This window comes from Streptomyces sp. SKN60 (genome assembly GCF_026236535.1).
GTDB lineage: Bacteria > Actinomycetota > Actinomycetes > Streptomycetales > Streptomycetaceae > Streptomyces.
Genome location: NZ_JAHTMW010000024.1, coordinates 54908 through 78450, shown reverse-complemented (window position 1 = coordinate 78450; position 23543 = coordinate 54908). Strand labels below are relative to the sequence as shown.

General features: G+C 72.4%; 19 protein-coding genes. 2 read left to right on the top strand and 17 right to left on the bottom strand.

Going from position 1 to position 23543, the window contains the following annotated elements; translation table 11 throughout:
- Nucleotides 1–3: 3 nt before the first annotated feature.
- The 12 genes from KV205_RS30875 to KV205_RS30820 all read right to left on the bottom strand — a co-directional run bounded on the left by KV205_RS30875 (nt 4) and on the right by KV205_RS30820 (nt 14575).
- Nucleotides 4–1545: a hypothetical protein gene (locus KV205_RS30875; RefSeq protein ID WP_265868089.1), complete on the bottom strand. Its 1542-nt coding sequence runs from the start codon at nt 1543–1545 to the stop codon at nt 4–6.
- Nucleotides 1546–1607: 62 nt separating this feature from the next.
- Nucleotides 1608–2090: a hypothetical protein gene (locus KV205_RS30870; RefSeq protein ID WP_265868088.1), complete on the bottom strand. Its 483-nt coding sequence runs from the start codon at nt 2088–2090 to the stop codon at nt 1608–1610.
- Nucleotides 2091–2211: 121 nt separating this feature from the next.
- The gene (locus KV205_RS30865; RefSeq protein ID WP_265868087.1) at nt 2212–4494 is read right to left on the bottom strand and encodes a molybdopterin cofactor-binding domain-containing protein; all 2283 of its coding nucleotides are present in this window, start codon (nt 4492–4494) and stop codon (nt 2212–2214) included.
- Nucleotides 4491–5759 (bottom strand): (2Fe-2S)-binding protein, encoded by a 1269-nt coding sequence (locus tag KV205_RS30860; RefSeq protein ID WP_265868086.1) that lies wholly within the window; start codon nt 5757–5759, stop codon nt 4491–4493. Before KV205_RS30860 ends, KV205_RS30865 begins: the two co-directional genes overlap by 4 nt.
- A complete protein-coding gene (locus KV205_RS30855; RefSeq protein WP_265868085.1) occupies nt 5756–6643 on the bottom strand; it encodes a xanthine dehydrogenase family protein subunit M in 888 nt (295 codons plus the stop codon). Before KV205_RS30855 ends, KV205_RS30860 begins: the two co-directional genes overlap by 4 nt.
- A gap of 245 nt (nt 6644–6888) precedes the next feature.
- Nucleotides 6889–8742: a beta-N-acetylhexosaminidase gene (locus KV205_RS30850; RefSeq protein WP_265868084.1), complete on the bottom strand. Its 1854-nt coding sequence runs from the start codon at nt 8740–8742 to the stop codon at nt 6889–6891.
- A gap of 229 nt (nt 8743–8971) precedes the next feature.
- Entirely contained in the window at nt 8972–9832 is an 861-nt protein-coding gene (locus KV205_RS30845; RefSeq protein WP_265868083.1) for a carbohydrate ABC transporter permease, read from the bottom strand.
- On the bottom strand, nt 9829–10788 hold the full coding sequence (locus tag KV205_RS30840) for a carbohydrate ABC transporter permease (RefSeq protein WP_265868082.1): 960 nt from the start codon (nt 10786–10788) through the stop codon (nt 9829–9831). Before KV205_RS30840 ends, KV205_RS30845 begins: the two co-directional genes overlap by 4 nt.
- 23 nt (nt 10789–10811) lie before the next feature.
- Complete coding sequence (locus KV205_RS30835; protein ID WP_265868081.1) at nt 10812–12143, bottom strand: extracellular solute-binding protein; 1332 nt, start codon at nt 12141–12143, stop codon at nt 10812–10814.
- Between the two features lie 222 nt (nt 12144–12365).
- Nucleotides 12366–12662 (bottom strand): DUF3039 domain-containing protein, encoded by a 297-nt coding sequence (locus KV205_RS30830; RefSeq protein WP_265868080.1) that lies wholly within the window; start codon nt 12660–12662, stop codon nt 12366–12368.
- Between the two features lie 15 nt (nt 12663–12677).
- Complete coding sequence (locus tag KV205_RS30825) at nt 12678–13925, bottom strand: transposase (RefSeq protein ID WP_265868079.1); 1248 nt, start codon at nt 13923–13925, stop codon at nt 12678–12680.
- An 89-nt stretch (nt 13926–14014) separates the two neighbouring features.
- Nucleotides 14015–14575: a YqgE/AlgH family protein gene (locus KV205_RS30820; protein WP_265868078.1), complete on the bottom strand. Its 561-nt coding sequence runs from the start codon at nt 14573–14575 to the stop codon at nt 14015–14017.
- 288 nt (nt 14576–14863) lie between these two features.
- On the opposite strand from KV205_RS30820, the gene murA reads away from it, so the two are divergent.
- On the top strand, nt 14864–16204 hold the full coding sequence (murA, locus tag KV205_RS30815; protein WP_265868077.1) for a UDP-N-acetylglucosamine 1-carboxyvinyltransferase: 1341 nt from the start codon (nt 14864–14866) through the stop codon (nt 16202–16204).
- Nucleotides 16205–16367: 163 nt separating this feature from the next.
- Here the strand turns inward: murA and KV205_RS30810 are convergent, their stop codons facing one another.
- The 4 genes from KV205_RS30810 to KV205_RS30795 form a co-directional block, all read right to left on the bottom strand.
- The gene (locus KV205_RS30810; protein ID WP_128983783.1) at nt 16368–16649 is read right to left on the bottom strand and encodes an HU family DNA-binding protein; all 282 of its coding nucleotides are present in this window, start codon (nt 16647–16649) and stop codon (nt 16368–16370) included.
- A 367-nt stretch (nt 16650–17016) separates the two neighbouring features.
- Nucleotides 17017–18444: an NAD-dependent malic enzyme gene (locus KV205_RS30805; RefSeq protein WP_265868075.1), complete on the bottom strand. Its 1428-nt coding sequence runs from the start codon at nt 18442–18444 to the stop codon at nt 17017–17019.
- A 403-nt stretch (nt 18445–18847) separates the two neighbouring features.
- Complete coding sequence (locus tag KV205_RS30800) at nt 18848–21202, bottom strand: UvrD-helicase domain-containing protein (protein ID WP_265868074.1); 2355 nt, start codon at nt 21200–21202, stop codon at nt 18848–18850.
- Between the two features lie 62 nt (nt 21203–21264).
- Nucleotides 21265–21846: an ABATE domain-containing protein gene (locus KV205_RS30795; RefSeq protein WP_265868072.1), complete on the bottom strand. Its 582-nt coding sequence runs from the start codon at nt 21844–21846 to the stop codon at nt 21265–21267.
- 321 nt (nt 21847–22167) lie between these two features.
- Between KV205_RS30795 and KV205_RS30790 the strand changes: the two genes are divergently transcribed.
- Complete coding sequence (locus KV205_RS30790) at nt 22168–22995, top strand: helix-turn-helix domain-containing protein (RefSeq protein WP_265868070.1); 828 nt, start codon at nt 22168–22170, stop codon at nt 22993–22995.
- Here the strand turns inward: KV205_RS30790 and KV205_RS30785 are convergent.
- Nucleotides 22992–23540 carry a GNAT family N-acetyltransferase gene (locus KV205_RS30785; RefSeq protein ID WP_265868069.1) on the bottom strand — a complete coding sequence of 183 codons (549 nt, stop codon included), beginning with the start codon at nt 23538–23540 and terminating at the stop codon, nt 22992–22994. The two genes, KV205_RS30790 and KV205_RS30785, sit on opposite strands and share 4 nt — an antisense overlap.
- Nucleotides 23541–23543: the final 3 nt, after the last annotated feature.

Below are 23543 nucleotides of genomic sequence, written 5' to 3'. Positions count from 1 at the left end.
GCCTCAGTCGATGACGGGCGGAGCGGCCCGCCGGCTGCCCTGCTGCCAGGTCTCCTCGTCCTCGACCAGGTAGTCGGGACGCTCACGGTCGTTCTCGTCCTGCCGCCCCACCCCCGCGGGCGTGGCGCCCGACATGATTCCACCGCGCCCCGTCGCGGCGGGACCCCCTGTGTCACCACGCCGTCCGGCCGGACCGCCCTCGCGTACGAGACCGGAACCGCCGGGCGTGTAGGGCCGACCGCCGGCGGCACCCGGCTGCTGCGGGCGTCCTCCGACCACCCCGCCCTGCTCCGAGGCGAGTCGTCGGCCGCCGGTGACGCCGCTCTGGCCCTGCTGCACTCCGGACATCGGACCCTGGCCCATCGGAGCCCCGGTGGCCCTGCCGAGCGGCCCGCGCTGGTTCACCGGCCCCTCGTTGCCGATCACCGTGGAGCGCGGAATGCCGGTCGCGGAGCGCCCCGCCTGGGGCGGCACGACACGGCCGCCGGTGATGCCGTCCCGGGGGATCGGGGGCAGCGGGCTGGTGGGGCCGGTTCCGGTCCGGCCGCCGGGCCCGAGGGGAAGGCGGTTGCCGGTGATCGGGGGCGTCACCGTCGGTCCGCCCCTGCCGAGAGGGGGCGGCGGCAGCGGGGGGCCCGCCGGAAGGGTGAGCGGTGGGGTGGGGCCGACTTCGGGCCTGCCGGGCGAGGGCGGCCCCACCGGGGTCGGGCCGGGCCCTGTGGTGGGCGGCGGCAGCGTGGTCACACTGTCGATGCCCATGTCCGCCGGCACCTCCGGCCGGATCACCCGCGTCGGCCCCGGCGTGTCGGCCGGCGGGGTCACCTGGCCGACGTCCGTCGGCGGCCGCGCTTCGTCGGGACGCGTGGCGGACCTCGTGACGCCGTCGCTTGTGTTGGTGCCGGTGTCCTGGTGCCCCGTCGAATAGGTCGTGTGGTATCCCTCGTCTCGCACGATGCCGACGGGCGGCGGCACGAAGTCGCTCGGCGGCGGCGGGAACGTCGGTGCCTGCTTGCTCTTCATCAGCGCGCCGGCGAACTGGTACGAGTCCGACAGGCGCTTCATCTCGGCCGCCGCGGCCTGGCGGTTGGCCTCCTCCTTGGCCGCGATCGCGGTCGCGTCCGCGCCTTCCGGAGCCATCTGGGAGCGCGCGTTGCGGGCGATGGTCTGCGAGTCCGGGTCATTGTGGTACTTCTGCGCGGCCGCGAGGTTCTCCTTGGCCTGCGCGTTCGAGGTGTAGCGGGGGATGGCGCTCTGCGCCGCGGAGATGGCGTCGGCCACGTCACGCATCCGGGTGGCGGCGTACTCGCTGTATTCGGCGAGTCCTCGTGTGCTGTTGGCCAGACCGTCGGCCCAGTTCATGAAGGCGGCCTCGGCCGAGCCGTCCCATTCCACGCGGCCTGGACGGTTCTTCACCTGCCCGGCGATCTCTTCCATCTTCGCGGCGGCGGCCGACAGGCGTTCCGCCGCCAGACGGACGTGAAAACCACTGGCCTCGTCGAGCCAATTCAGCATCCCCTGGTGGGACATGCTGTCGAAGTCGGTCATCCCTCCGCCCCTCCGTCGCCTGTGATCCCGATCCTCATGTGCTGCTCCCCGTTCTCGACGGATCAGTCGTCGAGCGTCGCCTCGCCCTTGAGCGCGGGACCGGGACGCGTGCCCCTCCGCGCGTTCCCGTGCGCGTTCGCGGCGGCTTCCCGGCGGGCTTCCGCCTCCGCCGCCTCCGCCCGGATGGCGATCTCCCGCATGCGGCTCTTGATGTCGTCGTCCGTCCGCTCAAGCCCGTTCTTGGACATGACGACGGCGATCCCCATGCCTTCGAGGCAGTCGCCGAGCAGGCTGGAGAGCTGTACGAGCCGGTTCAGCACCGTCTCGTATGCGTCGAAGACCCCGTGCGCCTCGGTCCAGGCCGCTTCTCCACCGCCGAACTGCCGTCGTGTCACAGGGTCGGCCGCCATGTTCTTGGAGCCGGCCGGCGACTCCGTCAGCATTTTGATCAGTTCATCGATGCCCTGCTTGAACTTGACCATGGTCTCGGGCTGGTACCGCAACCCTCGCGCACCACCGCCGCCCCCGTCCACATAGGCTTCCATGCTCGGCGCTCCTCCCCCGTGAACCGTCAACCCACGCTACACATGCATGACTTCACTGTAGGCAAGACCTAGGACAGAGGACACTCCCGAAGCGGTTCCCCCGTCGCGCACCCGGGAGCCGTCAGGCCGTCACCACCGCCGCCTGTGGGCGGATCGGGAGGCGGTTGACGGGGCGGCCGGTGGCGGCGCGGACGGCGGAGGCGACGGCGGCCGGGGAGGTGACGACGGGGACGGCGCTGGCCGGTTTGGCGCCGAAGGGGGCGACGACGTCGCGTTCCTCGATGAGTTTCACGATGCGGATGTCGGGGGCGTCGAGGGAGGTGGGGAGGGCGTAGCCCGTCAGGTCGGGGCGGCGGACCAGGCCGCGGGAGGTGCGGAGGTTCTCGGTGAGGGCCGCGCCAACGCCCTGGGTGATGCCGGCCTCGATGCGGGTGGTCAGCTGGGCCGGGTTGAGGATGCGGCCGACGTCCTGGGCGACGGCCATCTCCACGACCCGGATCGCACCCAGCTCCACGTCGACGTCCACGACGGCGCGGATCGCGCAGAAGGCGAGGCCGACGAAGGCGTCGCCCTGACCGGACTCGTCGAGGGGCTCGGTGGGGTGGGGGCGGCACTGGGCGGTGGCCCAGAGTTCCTTGCCGTCCATCGCCTCGGCGACCGTCGTCGACAGGACGCCGTCGTACGAGGTGATCTTGCCGTCGGTGATCTGGAGCAGCTCGGCCGACATGCCGAACTTGTGGGCCAGCGGCTGCAGCAGCTGCGTGCGGACCATCTTCGCGGCCCGCTCCACCGCGCCGCCGGAGACCCAGGTGTGCCGGCCGTGGGTCGCCGGGCCGGCCGGGGGCTGGTCGGTGTCGACCGGGGCGACGTGGACCTCGTCGACGCCCAGGGTCTCCTGCACGATCTGGCGGGCCAGGGTCGAGAAGCCGGAGCCGGTGTCGACGGCCGCGCAGATGACGGTGGCGACGCCGTTCTGGACCCGTACCGTCGCCGTCGACACCTCGTCGGTGCCCTCGGCGCCCAGCATGTGCACCATGCCGATGGCGTAGCCGACGCCGCGCCGCACCGCGCCCGGCTCCCCCGCGCCGTCCGGGCCGCCGGGCAGCAGCCAGTCCTCCTCCGGGGAGTCCATCGGGAGCGAGGGCAGCGGGAAGTCCCGTACGGCGGCGAGGAGTTCGGCCACCGGGGCCGGGCAGGTCACCGTCTGACCGGTGGGCAGGATGTCGCCGGTCGCCAGGACGTTGCGCATCCGCAGTTCCGCCGGGTCGAGGCCGATCCGGGAGGCGAGCTTGTCCATCTGCGCCTCGTACGCCGCGCACACCTGCATCGCGCCCTCGCCCCGCACATGGCCGGACGGCGGGTTGTTGGTGCGCATCGCCCAGCCCTCGACGAAGGCGTGCGGCACGACGTACGGACCGCAGGCGAAGGAGACGGCCGCGGCCAGCGACTCCGCCGACGAGTCCGCGTACGCGCCCGCGTCCAGCAGGATCTGCGCCTCCACCTTCACGAGCCTGCCCTCGGCGTCCGCGTGGTGGCGGTAGCGCAGCAGGGTCGGGTGGCGGTGGGCGTGGCCGAGGAAGGACTCCTCACGGGTCGCGGTGAGCTTCACCGGGCAGCCGGTGCGCAGCGCGAGCAGGCCCAGCGGGATCTGGAAGCCCGGGTCGTCGCGGTCGCCGGTGGCGCCGGGCACGCCCGTCACGACCACCTTGACCTGCTCGGGGGCGAGCCCGAAGCAGGCCGCGGCCAGGTCGCGGTCGGTGTGCGGGTCGGTCGACGCCGTGTAGATCTCCACACCGCCGTCGGGGCGCGGCACGGCGAGCCCGGCCTCGGCGCCGATCGGGGCGGTGTCCTGCCGGCCGATCCGGTACAGGCCCTCGACGACGATCTCGCCGGTCGCCTCCGGGTCGCCGAAGCTCAGCGGGATGTGCCGGATCAGGTTCCCGTCGGGGTGCAGCGGCTCGGCCGCGAACGCCTTCTCCGGGTCGGTGACCGGCTCCAGGACCTCGTACTCGACCGCGATGGCGGCGGCCGCGAGCCGCGCCGTGTCCGGGTGGTCGGCGGCCACGGCGGCGATCGCCTCGCCGTGGTGGCGGACCAGGTCGGAGGCGAAGACGGGACGGTCGGCGACCTGCCGGCCGTACGTCGCGGCGCCCGGCACGTCGGCGTGGGTGACCACGGCCCGCACGCCGGGCATCTCGACGGCCGCCGAGGTGTCGACCGACACGATCCGGGCGTGCGGGTGCGGGGAGCGCAGGACGGCCGCCCACAGCAGGCCCTCGGCCCACAGGTCGGAGGCGTACGGGAAGGTGCCCTCGGTCTTCGCCCGCGCGTCGGCCTGCGGGAGCGAGACGCCGAGACCCAGGCCGAGGCCCTCGGGCTCCGTGGTCGTCGGGTCGCTGCTCACGCCGTGCCTCCGTCGTGCGGGTGGGGGATCTGGTGCGGGATACGGGCCGCGGGATCGATACCGTCGCCGGAACCGGCGCCGGAACCGGACGCCGGGCCGCGCCCGGCGACGATCTCGTTCACAGCGTCCAGGACACCGCGGTAGCCGGAGCAGCGGCACAGGTTGCCGCACAGCGCCTGCCGGGTCTCCAGCTCGGTGGGCGCGTGGTTGCCTTCGAGCAGGTCGTGCACGGTCATGGCCATGCCGGGGATGCAGAAGCCGCACTGCACCCCGCACTTGGCGAGCGCCCGCTGCACGTCGGACGGCTCGCCGTCGACCGCGAGGCCCTCGACCGTACGCACCTCGGAACCCGCCGCGGTCGCCGCCGGCACCAGGCAGGAGGCCACGAGCCGGCCGTCCACCTGGACGTTGCACGCGCCGCACTCGCCCTGCGAGCAGCCGTCCTTGGCGCCGGCGAGCCCGAGCCGCTCGCGCAGCACGTAGAGCAGCGACTCGCCGATCCACGAGTCCGTCACCGGCCGGTCCACACCGTTCACGCGCAGCGCGTACGAGGTGGTGGGGTGCTCGTCGCTGTCCGCCGAGCTGTCGGTGGGCGGCAGAAGCTCTTCCGGTACGGGTACGGGTACGGGGTCGGGCTCACGCTCCCGTACGGGCTCCGCCTCGGCCTGCGGCTCCGCCTCCGTCACGAGGTCGGGCTCGGCCGCGTCCAGCGCCTCGGGCTCCTGGACCTCGGGCTGCTGGACCTCCGGCTCCTGAACCTCCGGCTCCGTGAACGCGTCCGCCCACGGCGCGGGCGCGCCGCCCGGCAGGGTCGCGGAGGCGCTGCTCGTGTACTGCGTGAGGCGGGAGGCGGTGTACTCGCCCGAGTCGTCCAGGGCGTCCGCCCCGTCCTCGATCGTCGGGATGGTCCACTGGCCGGTGGCCCCGGGGTCGGGCGCGGCGTCGTACGCGGCGTCGTCGGCGTACCCGGCCGCCCCGGCCCCGTACCCCTGCCCGTCCTCGTAAGCCTGCCCGTCCTCGTACCCCTGCCCGGCCTCATAGGCCTGCGCGGCCTCGTACTCGTACCCCTGCTCCGCCGCGACGGGCGTGAGCGGGACGATCATCGGCGGGGGCACGTAGCCGTGGCCGGGGGCCTCCAGCGGGGTGCCCTCCAGCATGAACTCCGGCGGGATCTGGACGAAGGCGGTGGCGTCGCCGTCGTAGCCCTCGCTCTGCGGGATCGGCTGCCAGCCGCCGCCCGTCTGACCCTTGTGTGCGTCGCTCACGACAGCGCCCTCCCCAGTGCCCGTCGGGCCAGCGCGGCGACCGTGCGCCGCAGGTGCAGTACGGCCGGGGGCAACTGCTCGTCGCCCTGCGGGTCCGGAATGCAGGCGGCGGCGACGTACTCGCCGAACGCCGTCAGCGCCTCCGGGGCCAGGCCCCGCTCCGCGTCCCAGTCCACCAGGGAGGCGATCCACTGCTCGGCCTCCAGCGGCCGCAGCGGCATCGGCGCGATCGCGCCGACCGCGCAGCGCACCCCGCGGCGGGCCGGATCGAGGACGACGGCGACGGAGGCGGTGGCGCGGGCCGGGCCGGTGCGGCCGGTGGCCTTGAGGAAGACCTGGGGGGCGTGCAGGAGCGGGACCCGCACGAAGGCCACCAGCTCGCCGGGGGCCAGCAGGTCGCGGCCCGCGAGGAGGTGGCTGACGGGCAGCTCGCGGGTGCCGAGCGGGCCGACGACGACGAGCTCGGCCTCCAGGGCGGCGAGCACCGGCAGCGAGTCGCCGGTGGGCGCGGCGGAGACGATGTTGCCGCCGAGGGTGCCGGCGTTGCGGATCTGCGGGGGGCCGGCGACGCGGGAGGCGGCGGCCAGGGCGGGGATCAGGGCCGCGAAGTCGGGGCGGCCCATCCGGGCGTGGGTGAGACCGGCGCCGAGCAGGGCGTGACCGTCCTGGTACTGCCAGCCGCGGATCTCGTTGATCCGGCTCAGTCCGACCAGGCCGGCGGGGCGCAGCTGTCCTCGGTTGACGGCGGCCATCAGGTCGGTGCCGCCGGCCACGGGAACGGCGGCCGGCATGGCCGTCAGCGCCGCCACTGCCTCGTCGAGCGAGGCGGGCAGCGTCACGGACCGCGCCGTCCGTGATGCCGTCTGTGGTGCGTGCGTGGTCAACCCGCTGCCCCTTCCCGGTGTCCCGGTGATCCCCGACCGTCCCCGGCTGTCGCGCCTGTGTGGGCGTACCGTACGTGCTCACAGCCTGGACGTGGCAACTCTGGCACATCTTCCGAGCCGTACGTCGCGAGGGTCCGCGAAGGACCGTTCCGCCGGGGAGGTTCGGGGGCGTCCCACGAGCGACGGTAACTTCCCTTTTGCCGCTCTTGGGTGACCCCGGGACGATAGGTACCTCACACGCGTACTCACACGTTCGGGGGCGGCCCCTCGATGGGGCGGCCGAGGACGCCGGGGCGGCGCTGCCAGGGGTGGGGGCCGGTGGGCGGGCGGTAGGCGACGCCGAGGGCGTCGAGGCGGGCGTAGTGGGCGGTCATCCGGCGTTCGAAACCGGCTTGATCACGTTCCTCGGGGGCGGGCAGCCGGGACCAGGCGACCTCGGCGAAGGCGGCGAGGCGGGGGTAGGTCTGGTAGTCGACGCGGGCCCGGTCCGCCATGACCTCGGTCCACACGTTGGCCTGGGTTCCCAGGACGTGGGCGGCGGCGTCGGGGGCGAGGCCGGGCGGGACGGGCTCGAAGCGGTAGACGTCGGCGAGGGTGCGGACGTATCCGATGGGCATCGGCTCGTCCTCTCCGGGCGCCTGACGGTGGTCCAGGTAGACCTGCTGCTCGGGGCACATCACCACGTCGTGACCGGCCTCGGCGGCGGTGATCCCGCCCGCGTAGCCGCGCCAGGACGACACGGCGGCCCCCTCCGCCAGGCCGCCCTCCAGGATCTCGTCCCACCCGATGAGCCGCCGCCCGCGGGCGGCGAGCCAGCGGTCGAAGTGGCGCACGAACCACGCCTGCAGCCCGTCCTCGTCGCCGACGCCGAGCTCCTCGATCCGGGCCTGGGCGGTCGGCGAGGCCTTCCACTGGTCCTTGGGGCACTCGTCGCCGCCGATGTGGACGAACGGCGAGACCTCGGCCGGGAAGAGGTCGAGGACCTCCTCGAACACGCCCTCGTAGAAGCGGAGGACGGTGTCAGTGGGGGCGAGTACGTTCGGATTGACCCCCCAGGTGTCCCAGACGGAGAGGGCGGTGGTGTCGATGACGTCGGTGTTGCCCAGTTCGGGGTACGCGGCGATGGCGGCCTGCGAGTGGCCGGGCACGTCGATCTCGGGGACCACCGAGATATGCCGGTCGGCGGCATAACCGACGATCTCGCGGATGTCGTCCTGCGTGTAGTACCCACCATGCGGCGTCTCGTCCCACAACGGCGACGCCCGGTGCCCCCACTTGCTCCGCGCCCGCCACGCGCCGACCTCGGTGAGGCGGGGATGGCGCTTGATCTCGATGCGCCAGCCCTGGTCGTCGGTGAGGTGGAGGTGCAGCACGTTCAGCTTGTGCGCGGCCATCAGGTCGAGCTGGCGGAGGACGTCGTCCTTGGGCATGAAGTGGCGTGCGACGTCGAGCATGAGGCCGCGCCAGGGGAAGCGGGGCCTGTCGGTGACGGTCGCGGCGGGTACGACCCAGCGCCGCGCCCGGTCGAGCGGCGCCTTCCGGAAGGCCGCCGCACCAAGCATCTGACGGAGAGTCTGAAGCCCCCAGAACACCCCGGCGGGCCCGCCGCCGACGAGTTCGACGCCGTGGCGGTCGACGATCAGGCGGTACGCCTCGGGGCCGAGGGCGGGGGTGGCGAGGCCGGCGGAGCCGGTGCCTCGGCCGGGGTCGGGGTCGGCACCTCGGCCAGGGCCGGGGCCGACGGGGACCGGGCCAGTGGAGCCGGAGGCGGCTTCGGCGTGGGCGGCGGAGCCGAGGTCGGAGCCGGCGAGGCCGCCCTCGGCGGTGCCGCCGGCACCCGCCTCCGGGGCGATCCGGAGGCGGACGGCCGGCCCGTCGGCGGCCGGGCCGGGGGCCAGCGGCAGCCCGGTCGCCGCGCCGACCGTGGCCCGCAGCCAGCGGGCCGCGCCGGCGGTGCCGGGCCCGGCGTCCACGACGGTGCGCTCGTCGAGGACGAACTCGCCCGCTCCGGCGGGCGTCTCCGCGGCGAGCGGCGCGGGAATCAGCCCCAGGTCCGGGGCGCGGGACGGACTTGGGTCCAGGGCCGAATCCCGGTCCAAGGCCGCACCCGAGGCCGAGCCCGGGCCCAGACCCGGGCCGGGGCCCGAGCCCAGGTTCGGGTCAGGGGCGGAGCCCGGGGCCGAACCTTGGTCCGAGCCCGGGGCCAGGTTCGGGCCCGGGCCGGGGCCCGCGGCCGAACCCGGGTCCGAACGGGGGTCCAGGGCCGAGCCCTGGGCCGGGGCCGGACCCGGGCCCAACACCGTGTACGGGTCGTCGTGAGTCATCGCGTCAGTCCTTCACCGCGCCGCCCAGGCCCGAGACCAGGCGGCGCTGTACGAGTACGAAGAAGACGAGCACCGGGATCGTCATCACGGTCGAGCCGGCCATGATGCCGCCCCAGTCGTTCTCGTCCGGCTTGAAGAAGACGAGCAGCGCCATCGGGAGGGTCGACTGCGAGGTGTCGCTGATGAGGAAGGACTTCGCGAAGAGGAAGTCGTTCCAGGTCGAGATGAACGAGAAGACGCTGGTCGCGACGAGACCGGGGAGGACCAGGGGGAAGAGGATCTGCCACAGGAAGCGGGTGCGGCTCGCGCCGTCGAGGGCGGCCTGTTCCTCCAGCGCCTCCGGGACCGCCTGCACGAAGCCGCGCAGCATCCAGATCGCGAAGGGGAGCGAGAAGGCGAGGTGCGGGAGGACCAGGGAGCCCAGGGTGTTGAGCAGGCCGGCGTCCCGCATGAGGAAGAAGAGCGGGATGGTCAGGGCCTCGACCGGCACCATCTGCGCGACCAGGAACATCACGAGGAGCGTGGTCCGGAAGCGGAAGCGGAAGCGGGTGACGGCGGTCGCCGCCAGGAAGGCGATGGCGGCGGAGGCGACGACCACCGTGCCGGCCACGAGCAGCGAGTTGAGGAAGTACCGGCCGAATTCCTGCTGCTCGAAGACGCGGCGGAAGGAGTCGAGGGACGGGGACAGGGTCCAGGGTCGGGGTGAGGTCGACTGGATCTCGCCGGCCGGTTTGAGGGCCGAGAGGAGCATCCAGTACAGCGGGAAGGCGACCACGACGGCGACGAGCAGCGCCGCCGCATCGGCGGCCAGCCGCCCCGGCCGGCGGAGGAGCGAACGGACCGGCGACACACGCGAAACGCTCACAGGTCCCCTCCCTGGCGTCGCAGCAGCCGGAGGTAGACCAGCGTCACCGCCAGCAGGATCAGCAGCATCACGACCCCGATCGCCGAGCCGAGGCTGTACTGGGAGGAGGCGAAGGCCTTCTGGTACGCGTACACGTTGAGCACCAGGTTCTGGCCGGCGATGCCGCCGCCGCCCGTCATCACGTAGATCTGCGTGAAGACCTTGAAGTCCCAGATGATCGACTGGATCGTGACGACGACCAGGATCGGCCGCAGCATCGGGGCCGTGACGGAGCGCCAGATGCGCCACTGCGAGGCGCCGTCGAGGGCGGCGGCCTCCAGGACCTCGGCCGGGACGGCCTTGATGCCCGCGTAGACGGTGACCATGACGAAGGGGAACGAGCACCAGACGACCTCCATCAGGACCAGCGCGAAGGCGCTGTAGCGCCCGTACGTCCACGAGAAGTCGTCGAGCCCGAGCACCCGGTTCACCGGCCCGTAGTCGGGGTCGAAGAGGAACACCCACACGGTGGAGCCGGTGATGGCGGGGGTGGCCCAGGCGCCGAGCGCGGCCAGCAGCAGGGCGAGCCGGGGCAGGGCGCGGATCCGGGTGAGGAGGACGGCGAGGGCGCAGCCGACGGCGAGGGTGGTGACGACGCAGGCGGCGGCGAAGAGGACGGTGGCGAGCAGGACCTGCCAGAACTGCGGGTCGCCGAACAGCGCCTGGTAGTTGCCGAGGCCCTGGAAGGTGGTCGGCTGTCCCCCGCTGACCTGGGCCTGGGTGTATTCGAGGAAGGAGATCAGGCCGAGCTGGTAGACGGGGTAGACGAGGAGTCCGCCGAGGACGACGAGGGCGGGGAGCAGATAGAGCCAGGGGGTCCAAGGGGTCCGGGCGGAGCCGCCGCGGCGGCGGCGGGCGGTGCGCCGGGGCGGCGCCTGTGCCTCCTTGGCCGTACGGGTGACGAGCGCGGTGGTCATGGGTGCGGCCGGTTCCCGTCGTCTCAGCGCGCCGCCGCGGCGAAGGCGGCGTCCATCTTCTTCGCGGCGTCGTCGGAGGCGGCGGCGACGTCCTTACGGCCGCTGACGATCTCCTGGAACATCGTGGGCAGCACGAGCGAGGCGTCGATCTGGCCCCAGCCGGCGGAGGCGGGGACGAACTTGGCGCCGGCGCCGAGGGTGTCGATGAAGGGCTTGACGAAGGGTTCCCGCTGGGCGGCCCGCTGCCGGACGTCGGTGTAGGTGGGCAGGAAGCCCATGGCGTCGAAGAGCCTGCCCTGGGTGTTCTTGCCGGCGAGTTCCTTCATGAGGTCGACGGCGAGGGTGCGGTGGCCGGTGCTCCTGAGCACGCCGAGGTTGTTGCCGCCGGCGAAGGCGGGGGCGACGGAGCCGGGGGTGGTGCCGGGCAGCGGCAAGACGGCGTACTTGCCCTTGACGACGCCGGCCTCGACGGCCTGGTGGCTGAAGTCGCCGCCGATCGCCATGGCGGCCTTGCCGGAGGCGAAGGCGGTGACGGTGGCGTTGCCGCCCATCTGTGCGCACTTGGCGGCGGGGCAGTTGTCGTCGCCGAAGAGGGAGGTGTAGGCGGTGATGCCCTTGCGGGCGGCGGGGCTGTTGATCGCCGCCTTGTACGAGGACCCCGCGCCGCCCGCCCCCGCGCCCGTCCCTTCGGCGGTGGCGAGTTCGCCGCCGTTGGCCCAGATGAAGGGCATGGCCCCGTAGGTGTACGCGCCGCCGACGGCGAGTCCGTACAGCTCGGGCCTAGCCTTGTGGACCTTCTTCGCGGTGGCGATCAGCTCGTCCTGGGTCTTGGGCGCGGTGAGGCCGAGGTCCTGGAAGACGTCGGTGCGGTAGTAGAGCGCCCGGACGCCGACGAAGAGCGGGGCGCCGTAGACCTTGCCGGCGACGGTGACGGAGGCCCTGGCGGTGGGGTCGGTGTCCTTGGCGTCGGCCCAGGCGCCGAACTCGGCGGTGATGTCGGCGAGTCCGCCGTCCTTGACGTAGCCGGCGGTGTCGGTGTTGCCGTACTCGATGAGGTCGGGCGCGGACTTCGGGTCGTTGAAGGCGGCCTTGACGCGCTGGGCGCGGGTGTCGACGGGGATGTACTCGACCTCGACCTTCGTGCCCTTGTGGCGCTGTTCGAAGGCGGCGACGGCCTGGTCGACGACCTGTTCCTTGGGCTTGTTGTCGACCTCCTGGAAGAGCCAGACCCGCAGGGTGCCGCTCTTGTCGTCGGTCGTGGCGGCGCCGTTCGAGGTCTGTGGGGCGCAGGCGGCGAGGGCGAGGAGCGTGACGGGCAGCGCGACGGGCAGGGCGATGCGGGCAGGAAGCTTCACGACGGGTCCCCTCCGAGCAGGCGTGCGTTGCAACATACGCAACGGGCGTTTCGTACTGCACAACACGCGTGAGGTTAGGGGGCGGACCGACGGCCCGACAAGAGGTCTCGACCACTGGGAAACGAAACGGCCCCCGGCGCACGCACCACACAGGTGCACACGCCGGGGGCCGTCCCCGACAGCTGACGCCGAGGACCAGCTGACAGGTGAAGGACCGAAGGACTACTTGCCGCCCTTGCCGTCCTTGCCGCCCTTGTCCTTGTCCCCGCCCGAGCCCATGGACTCGTAGATCTCCTTGCACATGGGGCACACCGGGTACTTCTTGGGGTCGCGCCCCGGTACCCAGACCTTGCCGCACAGTGCCACCACGGGAGTGCCGTCGAGGGCACTCGCCATGATCTTGTCCTTCTGGACGTAGTGGGCGTAGCGCTCGTGGTCGCCGTCACCGTGGGACACCTGCGGCGTCGGCTCGACGAGGGTTCCCGTACCTGCCCCGCGCTCGGGCTCGAGAGTGCTCATGGGACCCAAGGGTAATCAACCGCCCGCCGTCGCGGCGACAGGGCTTGCACGACCGGCGCCGACAGGTGCGACACACGGTCCGCGTCCAGCCACCCGCGGCCTCGCGGGGGCAGGGGCCGTCGATGGGGCCCCGCTTCGCCGGAACATCCGCGCACGTGCGCGGATGTTCCGGGAGCCGTTCCGGTCTGCATGATCAACGAACCCGCAGGACCGGCACACGAACCGGGCCTGCGAGGCCCGGTTCGCCTTGTCGATGTGACCGCATTCGGCGCAGGTACGGGAGGTATACGACGGATCGACGTACACGACCGGGACCCCGACCCTCCGCGCCTTGTAGGCGATGAATCCGCCCAGTTGCGCGAAGCTCCACATGTGAATCATGGCCCGTTGGGGCTTGCGAAGCCGTACCCGCTCGCGGATGCCCGTCAGGTCTTCCAGGGCGATCCCACGACCGGTGCGTTCAGCCTCGGCCACAATCCTCTTCGCGATCTTGTGATTGACATCCCTCGACCGCCGCGCTTCTTTGCGACGCCTTCTCCGCAGGCGACGCTTGGCGGACCTGGTGTTCTTCTCGCGGAGCTTCCGCCGCAACCGCTGCTCCCGCCTTCGCAGTCGATTAAGGCCCCGCCCCGCCATGATCTCGCCGTCCGAGGTGGTGGCGATGTTCACAATCCCGAGATCCACTCCCAGGAAGTCCACAGGTGCGACAGTCGGCTCGGCCTGCGGGACCTCACACGTGGCGATAAGGAACCACATGCCGTCTCTGCACACCAGGTCCGACTCACCACGTCTATGGAGAGCAAGCACGCGCAGTTGCTCGTCGCCTGCGGCGAAACAAACAGCCTTGAGACGCCCGCGTACCGTCCACAGGGACACGGTTCCCGCGTCCCACTGCCAGGACAGCATCCGGTCGTCGAACGGCTGCGCTCCCTCGGGGCGAAAGACGACAGGCTTCTCCGAAGCCCGGCGATTCCGCACCGTTCCCGGCGCGCCATACCTGCCCGCCCTCAGACTCGCCCTCAAGGTGGCGTAGGCGTCGCACGTCTTCTTGATGACATGCTGGGCTGCCTGGGCGCCCAGAGCCCAACGGCCTTTCACCTGGCCATACACGCGCTTACGCAGGGCGAAGTTGTTGAACTCCCCCTCCTCGAAAGCAATCTTCGCCACCCAAGAAGCGGCCTCATTGCACGCATGCAGGGTCGCCAGCAGGGCCTCCGCCTGCTCGGGCGTCGGCTTCAGCTTCACCTGCACAGTCAGCTTCATCGCCGGCCACGCTAGCGAGCGGTTCGCACATCAGAACCACATTCACCCAGGCGTGCCGAAACGAGTGAGGATTCGATCGCTCGTACGACTCAGTTCAGCGACGGGTCGTCTGGGTACGTCGCCACCATCGCGAGCTCGCCGCGCTGGCGGCGGAGCACCTGGCGCCAGAGGGTGTCGGGGCGCGGGGAGGAGACGTCGCCGGGCTCGGACTCGACGACGTACCAGGCGCCGTCGCGCAGCTCGCCCTCCAGCTGACCGGGGCCCCAGCCCGCGTAGCCGGCGAAGATCCGCAGGGCGCCGATGGCGGGGCCGAGGAGTTCGGGCGGGGTCTCCAGGTCGACCAGGCCGATCGCCCCGTACACCCGGCGCCAGCCGAGCGGGCCCTCGTCGCCGGGGATGACGGCGATGCCGAGCGCGGCGTCGAGGGAGACCGGGCCGCCCTGGAAGACGACGCCGGGCTCGCCGGCCAGCGCGGCCCAAGGGGCGAGGATGTCGCCGACGGTCACCGGGGTCGGGCGGTTGAGGACCACGCCGAGGGAGCCCTCGTCGTCGTGGTCGAGCAGGAGGACCACCGCGCGGTCGAAATTGGGGTCCGCCAGCGCGGGAGTGGCGACGAGCAGCCGGCCTGTGAGCGAGGACACCTCGGTCATGCGACACATGATTCCGCACTTTCGGCGTTCGCGGGGGTTGTCCGGACGGGTCCGGGGTAGGCGGGCGCCATCGCAGGTCAGCCGGGGAGCCGGCGGGAGCGGCGGACGGAGGAACGGGAAGAAGCGGACGGTGACGCTCCGCAAGATCACGGGGACGGAGGGTGTTGTGCCGAATTCATTACATTCACGGGGCCCCCTCGGCCACACAATCGGGGTCTGATCGCCCCTTACCCTTTTCTCTGGCCTACCTGACGGCCGTCCCGACCGACGATCCGGAACGCGAGATTCATGACCGGCACAGACGATGTCCTGCTTGTCCACGGCGGAACCCCGCTGGAGGGCGAGATCCGCGTCCGCGGCGCGAAGAACCTCGTGCCCAAGGCGATGGTCGCCGCCCTGCTCGGCAGCGAGCCGAGCCGCCTGCGCAACGTGCCCGACATCCGTGACGTCCGCGTGGTCCGCGGGCTGCTCCAGCTGCATGGTGTGACGGTCCGCCCCGGCGAGGAGCCGGGCGAGCTGATCCTCGACCCGACCCACGTCGAGTCCGCCAACGTGGCCGACATCGATGCCCACGCCGGTTCCTCCCGGATCCCGATCCTCTTCTGCGGCCCGCTGCTGCACCGCCTCGGGCACGCCTTCATCCCGGGCCTCGGCGGCTGCGACATCGGCGGCCGGCCGATCGACTTCCACTTCGACGTGCTCCGCAAGTTCGGCGCGACGATCGAGAAGCGCGACGACGGCCAGTACCTGGAGGCCCCGCAGCGGCTGCGCGGCACCAAGATCGCCCTCCCGTACCCCTCCGTCGGCGCGACCGAGCAGGTGCTGCTCACCGCCGTGCTCGCGGAGGGCGTCACCGAGCTGTCCAACGCGGCCGTGGAGCCGGAGATCGAGGACCTCATCTGCGTGCTGCAGAAGATGGGCGCGATCATCGCCATGGACACCGACCGGACCATCCGGATCACCGGTGTCGACAAGCTCGGCGGCTACAACCACCACGCCCTCTCCGACCGCCTGGAGGCGGCGTCCTGGGCGTCGGCGGCGCTGGCGACCGAGGGCGACATCTATGTGCGCGGCGCGCAGCAGCGCTCGATGATGACCTTCCTCAACACGTACCGGAAGGTCGGCGGCGCCTTCGAGATCGACGACGAGGGCATCCGCTTCTGGCACCCGGGCGGCTCGCTCAACGCGATCGCGCTGGAGACGGACGTGCACCCCGGCTTCCAGACCGACTGGCAGCAGCCGCTGGTCGTGGCCCTGACGCAGGCGTCGGGCCTGTCGATCGTGCACGAGACGGTGTACGAGTCGCGGCTCGGCTTCACCTCGGCGCTGAACCAGATGGGTGCCCACATCCAGCTGTACCGCGAGTGCCTGGGCGGCTCGGACTGCCGCTTCGGGCAGCGCAACTTCCTGCACTCGGCGGTCGTCAGCGGCCCGACCAGGCTCCAGGGCGCCGACCTCGTCATCCCCGACCTGCGCGGCGGCTTCTCGTACCTGATCGCCGCCCTCGCGGCGCAGGGCACCAGCCGCGTCCACGGCATCGACCTGATCAACCGCGGCTACGAGAACTTCATGGAGAAGCTCGTGGAGCTGGGCGCGAAGGTCGAGCTGCCGGGCAGCGCGCTGGTCTAGCAGGACTTCCACCCCGTACGGGTCCACCCCGTACGGGCCCCTACGGGCCCTGAGGGGGCCCCAGAGGGCATACGAGAGGGCGGCCACCCCCTGACAGGGTGACCGCCCTCTCCGCTTGCCTCAGGCCGTCGTACGGCCTCCTGGCGCGCTGCCTGCAGGCGACTTACTTGCCCTTGGCGGCTTCCTTGAGCTTCGAGCCCGCGGAGACCTTCACGCTGAAGCCGGCGGGGATGTTGATCGGGTCGCCGGTCTGCGGGTTGCGCGCGGTGCGAGCGGCACGGTGGGTGCGCTCGAAGGTCAGGAAGCCGGGGATGGTGACCTTCTCGTCGCCCTTGGCGACGATCTCACCGGTGATCTCGGCGAAGGCGGCCAGCACGGCGTCGGCGTCCTTGCGGGTCACCTCGGCGCGGTCGGCCAGGGCGGCCACCAGCTCACTGCGGTTCATTTCGTTACTCCCGTATTTCTTCTTGCCTGTGAGGCGGGTTGCCTGTGAGGCGGGCCACGCGGCCATGAGCCGCATGTCGGGCACTGCGAAGCCGATGCTGCCAGGGCCCTCGGACAGTGCCCGGACCCGGGTCTGGTGACAGACCCTCGCGCCCAGACCGCATCCTGCCCCCACCAGCGGCGGGAACGCCAATCCGGCACCCCCTGGGGTCACACGAAAAGCGCCAGTGCCCCTCGGTGGTGACGTAGCGTCGACTCCGCGCGGACAATGCGGAGCCGGACTACCACCCTAAAGGCGGGTTTGGGGCGCGGCGCCGCACGACACGCGCACCCCCGCCCGGTTCACCGGCGCCGCTGCCGCCGGTCCGTCAGACGCCGTTCTCGGCGCCCGCGCCCGCCGCCTTCGCCGCGGTGCGCACGGCTCCGGCCACCGCTCCCGCGACCTTGTCGTTGAAGACCGAGGGAATGATGTAGTTCGGGTTGAGCTCGTCCTCGGTGACGACGTCGGCCAGGGCGCTGGCGGCGGCCAGCATCATGTCCGTGTTCACCGTCCGGGACTGCGCGTCGAGCAGACCGCGGAAGACACCCGGGAAGACCAGCACGTTGTTGATCTGGTTGGGGAAGTCCGAGCGGCCGGTGGCCACGACGGCGGCCGTCTGGCGGGCGATCGCCGGGTCCACCTCGGGGTCCGGGTTCGCGAGCGCGAACACGATCGCGCCGTCCGCCATCTTGGCCACGTCCTCGCCGCCGAGCACGTTCGGGGCGGAGACGCCGATGAAGACGTCGGCGCCGACGACGGCCTCCTTGAGGGTGCCGGTGACGCCCTCCGGGTTGGTGTTGTCGGCGATCCAGCGCAGCGGCGTGCCGGGCTTGGCGTCGACCAGGTCCTCGCGGCCCGCGTGCACGACGCCGTGGATGTCGGCGACCACGGCGTGCTTCACGCCGGCGGCGATGAGCAGCTTCAGGATGGCCGTACCGGCGGCGCCGGCACCGGACATGACGACCCGTACGTCCCCGATGCCCTTGCCGACCACGCGCAGGGCGTTGGTCAGCGAGGCGAGCACCACGATGGCGGTGCCGTGCTGGTCGTCGTGGAAGACCGGGATGTCCAGGGCCTCGCGCAGCCGGGCCTCGATCTCGAAGCAGCGGGGCGCGGAGATGTCCTCCAGGTTGATGCCCGCGAAGCCGGGGGCGATGGCCTTGACGATCTCGACGATCGCGTCGGTGTCCTGGGTGTCCAGGCAGATCGGCCAGGCGTCGATGCCGGCGAAGCGCTTGAAGAGGGCCGCCTTGCCCTCCATGACGGGCAGCGCGGCCTTGGGGCCGATGTTGCCGAGGCCGAGGACGGCGGAGCCGTCCGTCACGACTGCGACGGAGTTGCGCTTGATGGTGAGGCGGCGGGCGTCCTCGGGGTTCTCGGCGATCGCCATGCACACCCGGGCCACGCCCGGGGTGTAGATCATGGACAGGTCGTCACGGTTGCGGATGGGGTGCTTGGACGCCATCTCGATCTTGCCGCCGAGGTGCATCAGGAACGTACGGTCCGAGACCTTGCCGAGGACGACGCCCTCGATGCCGCGCAGCTGCTCGACGATCTCGTCGGCGTGCGCGGTGGAGGTCGCGGCGATGGTGACGTCGATGCGGAGCTTCTCGTGACCGGAAGCGGTCACGTCGAGGCCGGTGACGGAGCCGCCGTGGGTCTCGACGGCCGTGGTGAGCTGGGAGACCGCCGTGCCGCTCGCCGGCACCTCCAGGCGGACCGTCATCGAGTACGAGACGCTGGGCGCCGTTGCCATGGCCGTGTTCCTCTGCTTTCCCTAGCTTCGTTGCTACGCCGCCCCGGCTGGTTCGCCCGGCGGCGCCCTCCGATCGTCGCACCTACCTGCCGGTAGCAGGTAATACGGTCTTTTCGTTTTCGGAAAGTAGTTTCCACCATACGAGAAGCGGCGCCCAAACAGAAGAGCCAACGGCAGAGGCCCCCGTCACCCGAAGGTGACGGGGGCCTCCCCGTACGCATCAAATGGCACCGACCCGCCATGCTCGCCTCGCGGCAAGTGGTCCCTCTGAGGGACGAAGGTTGGGCCCGGGGGCTTGGATCGAGCCGGTGCCACGACCAGGCTAACAAACCACCCCCGAACGTGATTCCCCCGGCGCGGGTTGACGCGAAATCAGTCCCGGTGGGGCCCCTGTCGACCCGCCTCAGTCCCTCAGCAGGTCCGGTACGCCGTCCTCGTCCGGCAGGTCGCGCTCGCCCGAGACCACGGTCAGCGCCTGCGTGGAGCGGGTCAGCGCCACGTACAGGACGCGCAGTCCGGCCGGCGACTCGTCGGCGATCTCCGCCGGTGAGACCACCACCGTGGCGTCGTACTCCAGGCCCTTCGCCTCCAGGGAGCCGAGCGCCACCACCCGGTCGCCGAGGCCGTCGAGCCAGCGGGCGGCCTCGGCGCGCCGGTCCATGGCGACGACCACGCCGACCGTTCCTTCGACCTCGCTCAGGAGCCGTTCGGCAGCCAAACGTACGGTTTCGGCCAGACCGGTCCGCTCCGCCACGGGGACGAAGCGGGGCACGACGCCGGTGGAGCGCACCGCGCGCGGGGACTCCTTGCCGGGCATGGCGAGGGCGAGCACCTTGGCGGCGAGCTCGGCGATCTCCGCCGGGTTGCGGTAGTTCACGGTGAGCTCGAAGCGGCGCCGGGGGCGGGTGCCGAGGGCCTCGTCGCGGGCCGCGGCGGCCTCGTCCGGGTCCGACCAGGAGGACTGGGCGGGGTCGCCGACGACCGTCCAGGTGGCGTGCCGGCCGCGCCGGCCGACCATCCGCCACTGCATGGGCGTGAGGTCCTGCGCCTCGTCGACGATGACGTGGGCGTACTCGGTGCGCTCGGCGGCGAGCCGCTCGGCCCGCTCGCGCTGGGTCTCCTCCCGTACCGGCATCAGCTCCTCCAGGCCGGTGAGCTGGTCCAGCGGGTCGTACTCGCGCTTCTTGCGCGGCTTGGCCGGGGCACCGAGCAGGGTGGCCAGCTCGTCGAGGAGCGCCACGTCGTGCACGGACAGGCCGGGGCGGCGCAGCGAGCGGGCCAGCCGGCGGACCTCGCCGGGGTTGAGGACGCGGCGGGCCCAGCGGCCGAGCCGCCGCTCGTCGGCCATGGCGTCGAGGACCCCGCGCGGGGTGAGCTCGGGCCACCAGGCGTCCAGGAAGCCGAGGAAGGAGTCCTCGGTGGACACGTCCTCGTCGAAGGAGGAGCGCAGCTCGGCGGCGAGCTCGGGGTCGCTGTGCCGGCCGGCGGCGCCGGACTTCGCGTACAGGGCGTCGAGGAGCAGCCGGCGGGCGCGGGGGCGGAGCAGGTTGACGGGGGCGGTGCCGGAGAGCACGTTCTGCCGGATCCGGCGGAGCTCGTCGGCGCCGAGTTCGAGGCGCCGGCCGAAGGCGACGACCCGGAGCAGGGTCGGGGTGCCGGCGGGGCCCTTGCCCTCGCCGCGCTCCTCGTCCTCGTCGCCGAACGCGAGCTGCGCCTTGGGCACGGGGGTCTCCAGGGCGCCGCGGGCGGCCTTGCGGAGCACGGCGAGCATCCGGGAGGAGCCCTTGACCCGGGCGACGGCGGGCTCGTCGTACGCGTCGGCCTCGACGCCGTCGACCAGCGAGCCGAGGGCGCGGATGGCGACCTGGCCCTCCTCGCCGAGCGAGGGCAGCACGCCCTCGGTGTACGAGACGAGCAGCGGGGTCGGCGAGACGATGAGGATGCCGCCGGAGTAGCGGCGCCGGTCCTGGTAGAGCAGGTAGGCGGCGCGGTGCAGGGCGACGGCGGTCTTGCCGGTGCCGGGGCCGCCCTCGACGTACGTGACGGAGGCGGCGGGGGCCCGGATGACCAGGTCCTGCTCGGCCTGGATGGAGGCGACGATGTCGCGCATGGTGTGGCCGCGGGCCTGGCCGAGCGCGGCCATCAGGGCGCCGTCGCCGATGACCGGGAGCTCCTGGCCGTCGAGGGTGGCCTTGAGCTCGGGGCGCATCAGGTCGTCCTCGACGCCGAGGACCTTGCGGCCCTTGGAGCGGATGACGCGGCGGCGCACCACCCGGCCGGGGTCGACCGGGGTGGAGCGGTAGAACGGGGCGGCGGCCGGGGCGCGCCAGTCGATGACCAGGGGGGCGTAGTCGGCGTCGAGGACGCCGATGCGGCCGATGTGCAGGGTCTCGCCGATGTCGGCGTACTGCTGGGCGCCGTCGGTCCGGATGGCGTCCTCGGCGGGTTCGACGGAGGTGTAGGCGCCGTCGGGGCCCTTCTTGCCGTCCTTGCCGTAGAGCAGGTCGATCCGGCCGAAGAGGAAGTCCTCGAACTCGTTGTTGAGCCGGTTGAGGTGGACGCCGGCCCGGAAGACCTGGGCGTCGCGCTCGGCGAGTGCGCCGGGCGTTCCGACGTGGCCCTTCTGGGCGGCGTCGTGCACCAGGAACTCCGCCTCGTGGATCTTCTCCTCCAGGCGGCGGTAGACCTGATCCAGATGTTCCTGTTCGACACCGATCTCACGGTCTCTGACCGTGTCGACGGCTTCCTGCGCGGCCACCCGGGCCCCCTTCTGACGTGCACTGGGCAGCCGTCGAGCGTACGCCACCGGAAGGCGATATGTCAGGCCTGGGCCGTGTCCTTCGGGTCGGGGCCGGAAAGGCCGGCCCGGGGGTGCGCCGCGCGGTGGCGGGCGACGCGGGCCCGGTTGCCGCACTCCTCGCTGGAGCACCAGCGCCGGCGGCGGCCCCGGGAGGTGTCCAGATAGCAGCGCCGGCAGCCCGGTCCCTCGCAGCGGCGGAGCAGGGCGCGGGTGGCCGGGTCGGTGAGGAGTTCGACGGCGTCGCGGGCGACGGCGGCGAGCAGGGCCCGGCAGTCGGGTTCGCCGCCGAGGGTGCGTACGAGCAGCCCGGAGCGGGTCCGTACGGCCCGGGGCGCGGGCGGCGCGGCGGCGGCGAGCGCGTTGAGCAGCTCCAGGGCGGCGGGCCGGGCGGGGCGCCCGGCGAGCTGGGCGCCGACCAGCTCGGCGATGCAGTCCCGCAACTCGCGGAACGGCCCGAGCCACCGCCGGTCCACCCCCGCGAGCCGCGCCCCGGCGGGCACGACCCCGGCGCCGCGCAGGAAGACGACGAGCCCCTCGACCCGGTCGAGCGCCTCGTCGGCGAGCTCGAGACACACCCGCCCGGCCTCGAATCGCCCTGGCATGTCCCTGCCACCCTTCGGGTCGGAACGCTCCTCATCCGGCTCGACCAGAGTGCTCCGGGAGCACGCGGGTGACCAGAGGGCGGAACCGGTGGCGGAAAGCAGTCGGCCCGGGCGTACGGGGGAGCCGCCCGGGCCGACCGGAACCGGAGGCCTCGGGGGAGGGCCATCCGGTGGTTCGGTGGTGTCCCCGCAGGTCAGCGCCGCAAAGCGGGCGTTCAGCACGGGGGCACCCACAGCATGAATGTTGAAACGTCTATTATCTACAGACTGTTTTTTCTAACAATTCGCGTGCGGACAATTCGGAGGGCCGGTGAAAGTGACGTGAACAAGACAGCGCTGCGCGCCCTCCTCAAGGAGCGCCGTGAACTGATCGACCCCGAGACGCACGGCCTCTCCCGGCCCACCGGGCGCGGCCGGCGGGCCCGCGGCCTCGCCCAGCAGCAGGTCGACGAGCTCACCTGCCGGGCGGTCGACACGTACAACCGCCTGGAGACCGGGCGGTACCCCAACCCGCCCGCCGACTACCTGCGCCAGATAGGGCGCCTCTTCGGCCTCGACGAGCGCGAGTGGGTGATGCTCTGCCGGTACGCGGGCATCGGCGACCCGCCGGGGCCGCTCAACCCCTCCTCCGGCCTGGAGCTCCCCGGGGCGTGGCAGGAGGCCGTCGACGGCATCGGGCACATGGCGTACGTCAGCGACGCCTCCTGGAACGTCCTCGCCCACAACCGGCGCTTCGCCGAGCTGTACCCGGGCGGCCGGGCCCCCGCGAACACCATGCGCTGGATGCTCTTCGACGAGAGCGCCCGCGAGCAGAGCCTGATCGACTGGCACACCGTGTGGGCGCCGCCGGTCCTCCCCCAGCTGCGCGCCGCGCTCGCCGCGCGCCCGGAGGACCCGACGCTGCGGCAGATCGAGCGGGAGGTCCGCGCCGACGCCTTCCTCGGCCGGCTGTGGGAGGCGGGCGGCGCGCACCTCCACCCCGACGGCGCCGAACGCCCGCTGCGCCACGCCCTCCTGGGCCCCGGCCATGTCACGATCTGCGCCGCCCAGCCGCTCACCGCGCCCGGCTCCCGCCTGATCATCATGCTGTTCCGGCCGGGACCCGAGAAGTCCCACGCCCACACCCCGATGCTGCGCGCGAACGGCTAGGCATCCGGACCGGTGTCGGCCCCGAAGCCGGCCGGCGGGTCGTCGTGCAGGATCCGCTGGAAGAGGTGGTGGTCGCGCCAGTCGCCGTCGATGTGCAGATAGCGGGGCGCGGTGCCGACCCGCTCGAAGCCGCACTTGGCGAGGACGCGCTGCGAGGCGTGGTTGTGGAGCAGGGTGCTCGCCTCGACCCGGTGCAGCCCGAGCTCCTCGGCGGCCGCCCGGCACGCCTCCCGTACCAGCGCGGTGGCCAGGCCGTGCCCCGCGTACGCCTCGTCCACCCAGTAGCCGACCGAGCCGCTGCGGAACGGCCCGAGGACGATCCCGGTCAGCGTGATGCCGCCGACCAGGGTCTCCCCGTCCACGGCGAACCAGCGCCGCGCGCCGTCCGCGAGCCGCGCCACCTGCGCGCCGGGCGTGTAGTACGCCTCCTCCCGGCGCGGCTCCCAGGGCCGCATGTACGCCCGGTTGCGCAGCAACGCGGCGGCGAGGGCGGCGGCTTCGGCGGGGGACTCGGTCTCGGCGGGTCTGATCGCGACGGTGGTCATCCG

Coding starts and splice junctions, on each gene's coding strand:
- KV205_RS30875 (WP_265868089.1), bottom strand. CDS start 1,545: ATGACCGACTTCGACAGCATGTCCCACCAGGGGATGCTGAATTGGCTC.
- KV205_RS30820 (WP_265868078.1), bottom strand. CDS start 14,575: ATGACCGAGGTGTCCTCGCTCACAGGCCGGCTGCTCGTCGCCACTCCC.
- KV205_RS30840 (WP_265868082.1), bottom strand. CDS start 10,788: ATGACCACCGCGCTCGTCACCCGTACGGCCAAGGAGGCACAGGCGCCG.
- KV205_RS30785 (WP_265868069.1), bottom strand. CDS start 23,540: ATGACCACCGTCGCGATCAGACCCGCCGAGACCGAGTCCCCCGCCGAA.
- KV205_RS30795 (WP_265868072.1), bottom strand. CDS start 21,846: ATGCCAGGGCGATTCGAGGCCGGGCGGGTGTGTCTCGAGCTCGCCGAC.
- KV205_RS30870 (WP_265868088.1), bottom strand. CDS start 2,090: ATGGAAGCCTATGTGGACGGGGGCGGCGGTGGTGCGCGAGGGTTGCGG.
- KV205_RS30805 (WP_265868075.1), bottom strand. CDS start 18,444: ATGGCAACGGCGCCCAGCGTCTCGTACTCGATGACGGTCCGCCTGGAG.
- KV205_RS30810 (WP_128983783.1), bottom strand. CDS start 16,649: ATGAACCGCAGTGAGCTGGTGGCCGCCCTGGCCGACCGCGCCGAGGTG.
- murA (WP_265868077.1), top strand. CDS start 14,864: ATGACCGGCACAGACGATGTCCTGCTTGTCCACGGCGGAACCCCGCTG.
- KV205_RS30830 (WP_265868080.1), bottom strand. CDS start 12,662: ATGAGCACTCTCGAGCCCGAGCGCGGGGCAGGTACGGGAACCCTCGTC.
- KV205_RS30825 (WP_265868079.1), bottom strand. CDS start 13,925: ATGAAGCTGACTGTGCAGGTGAAGCTGAAGCCGACGCCCGAGCAGGCG.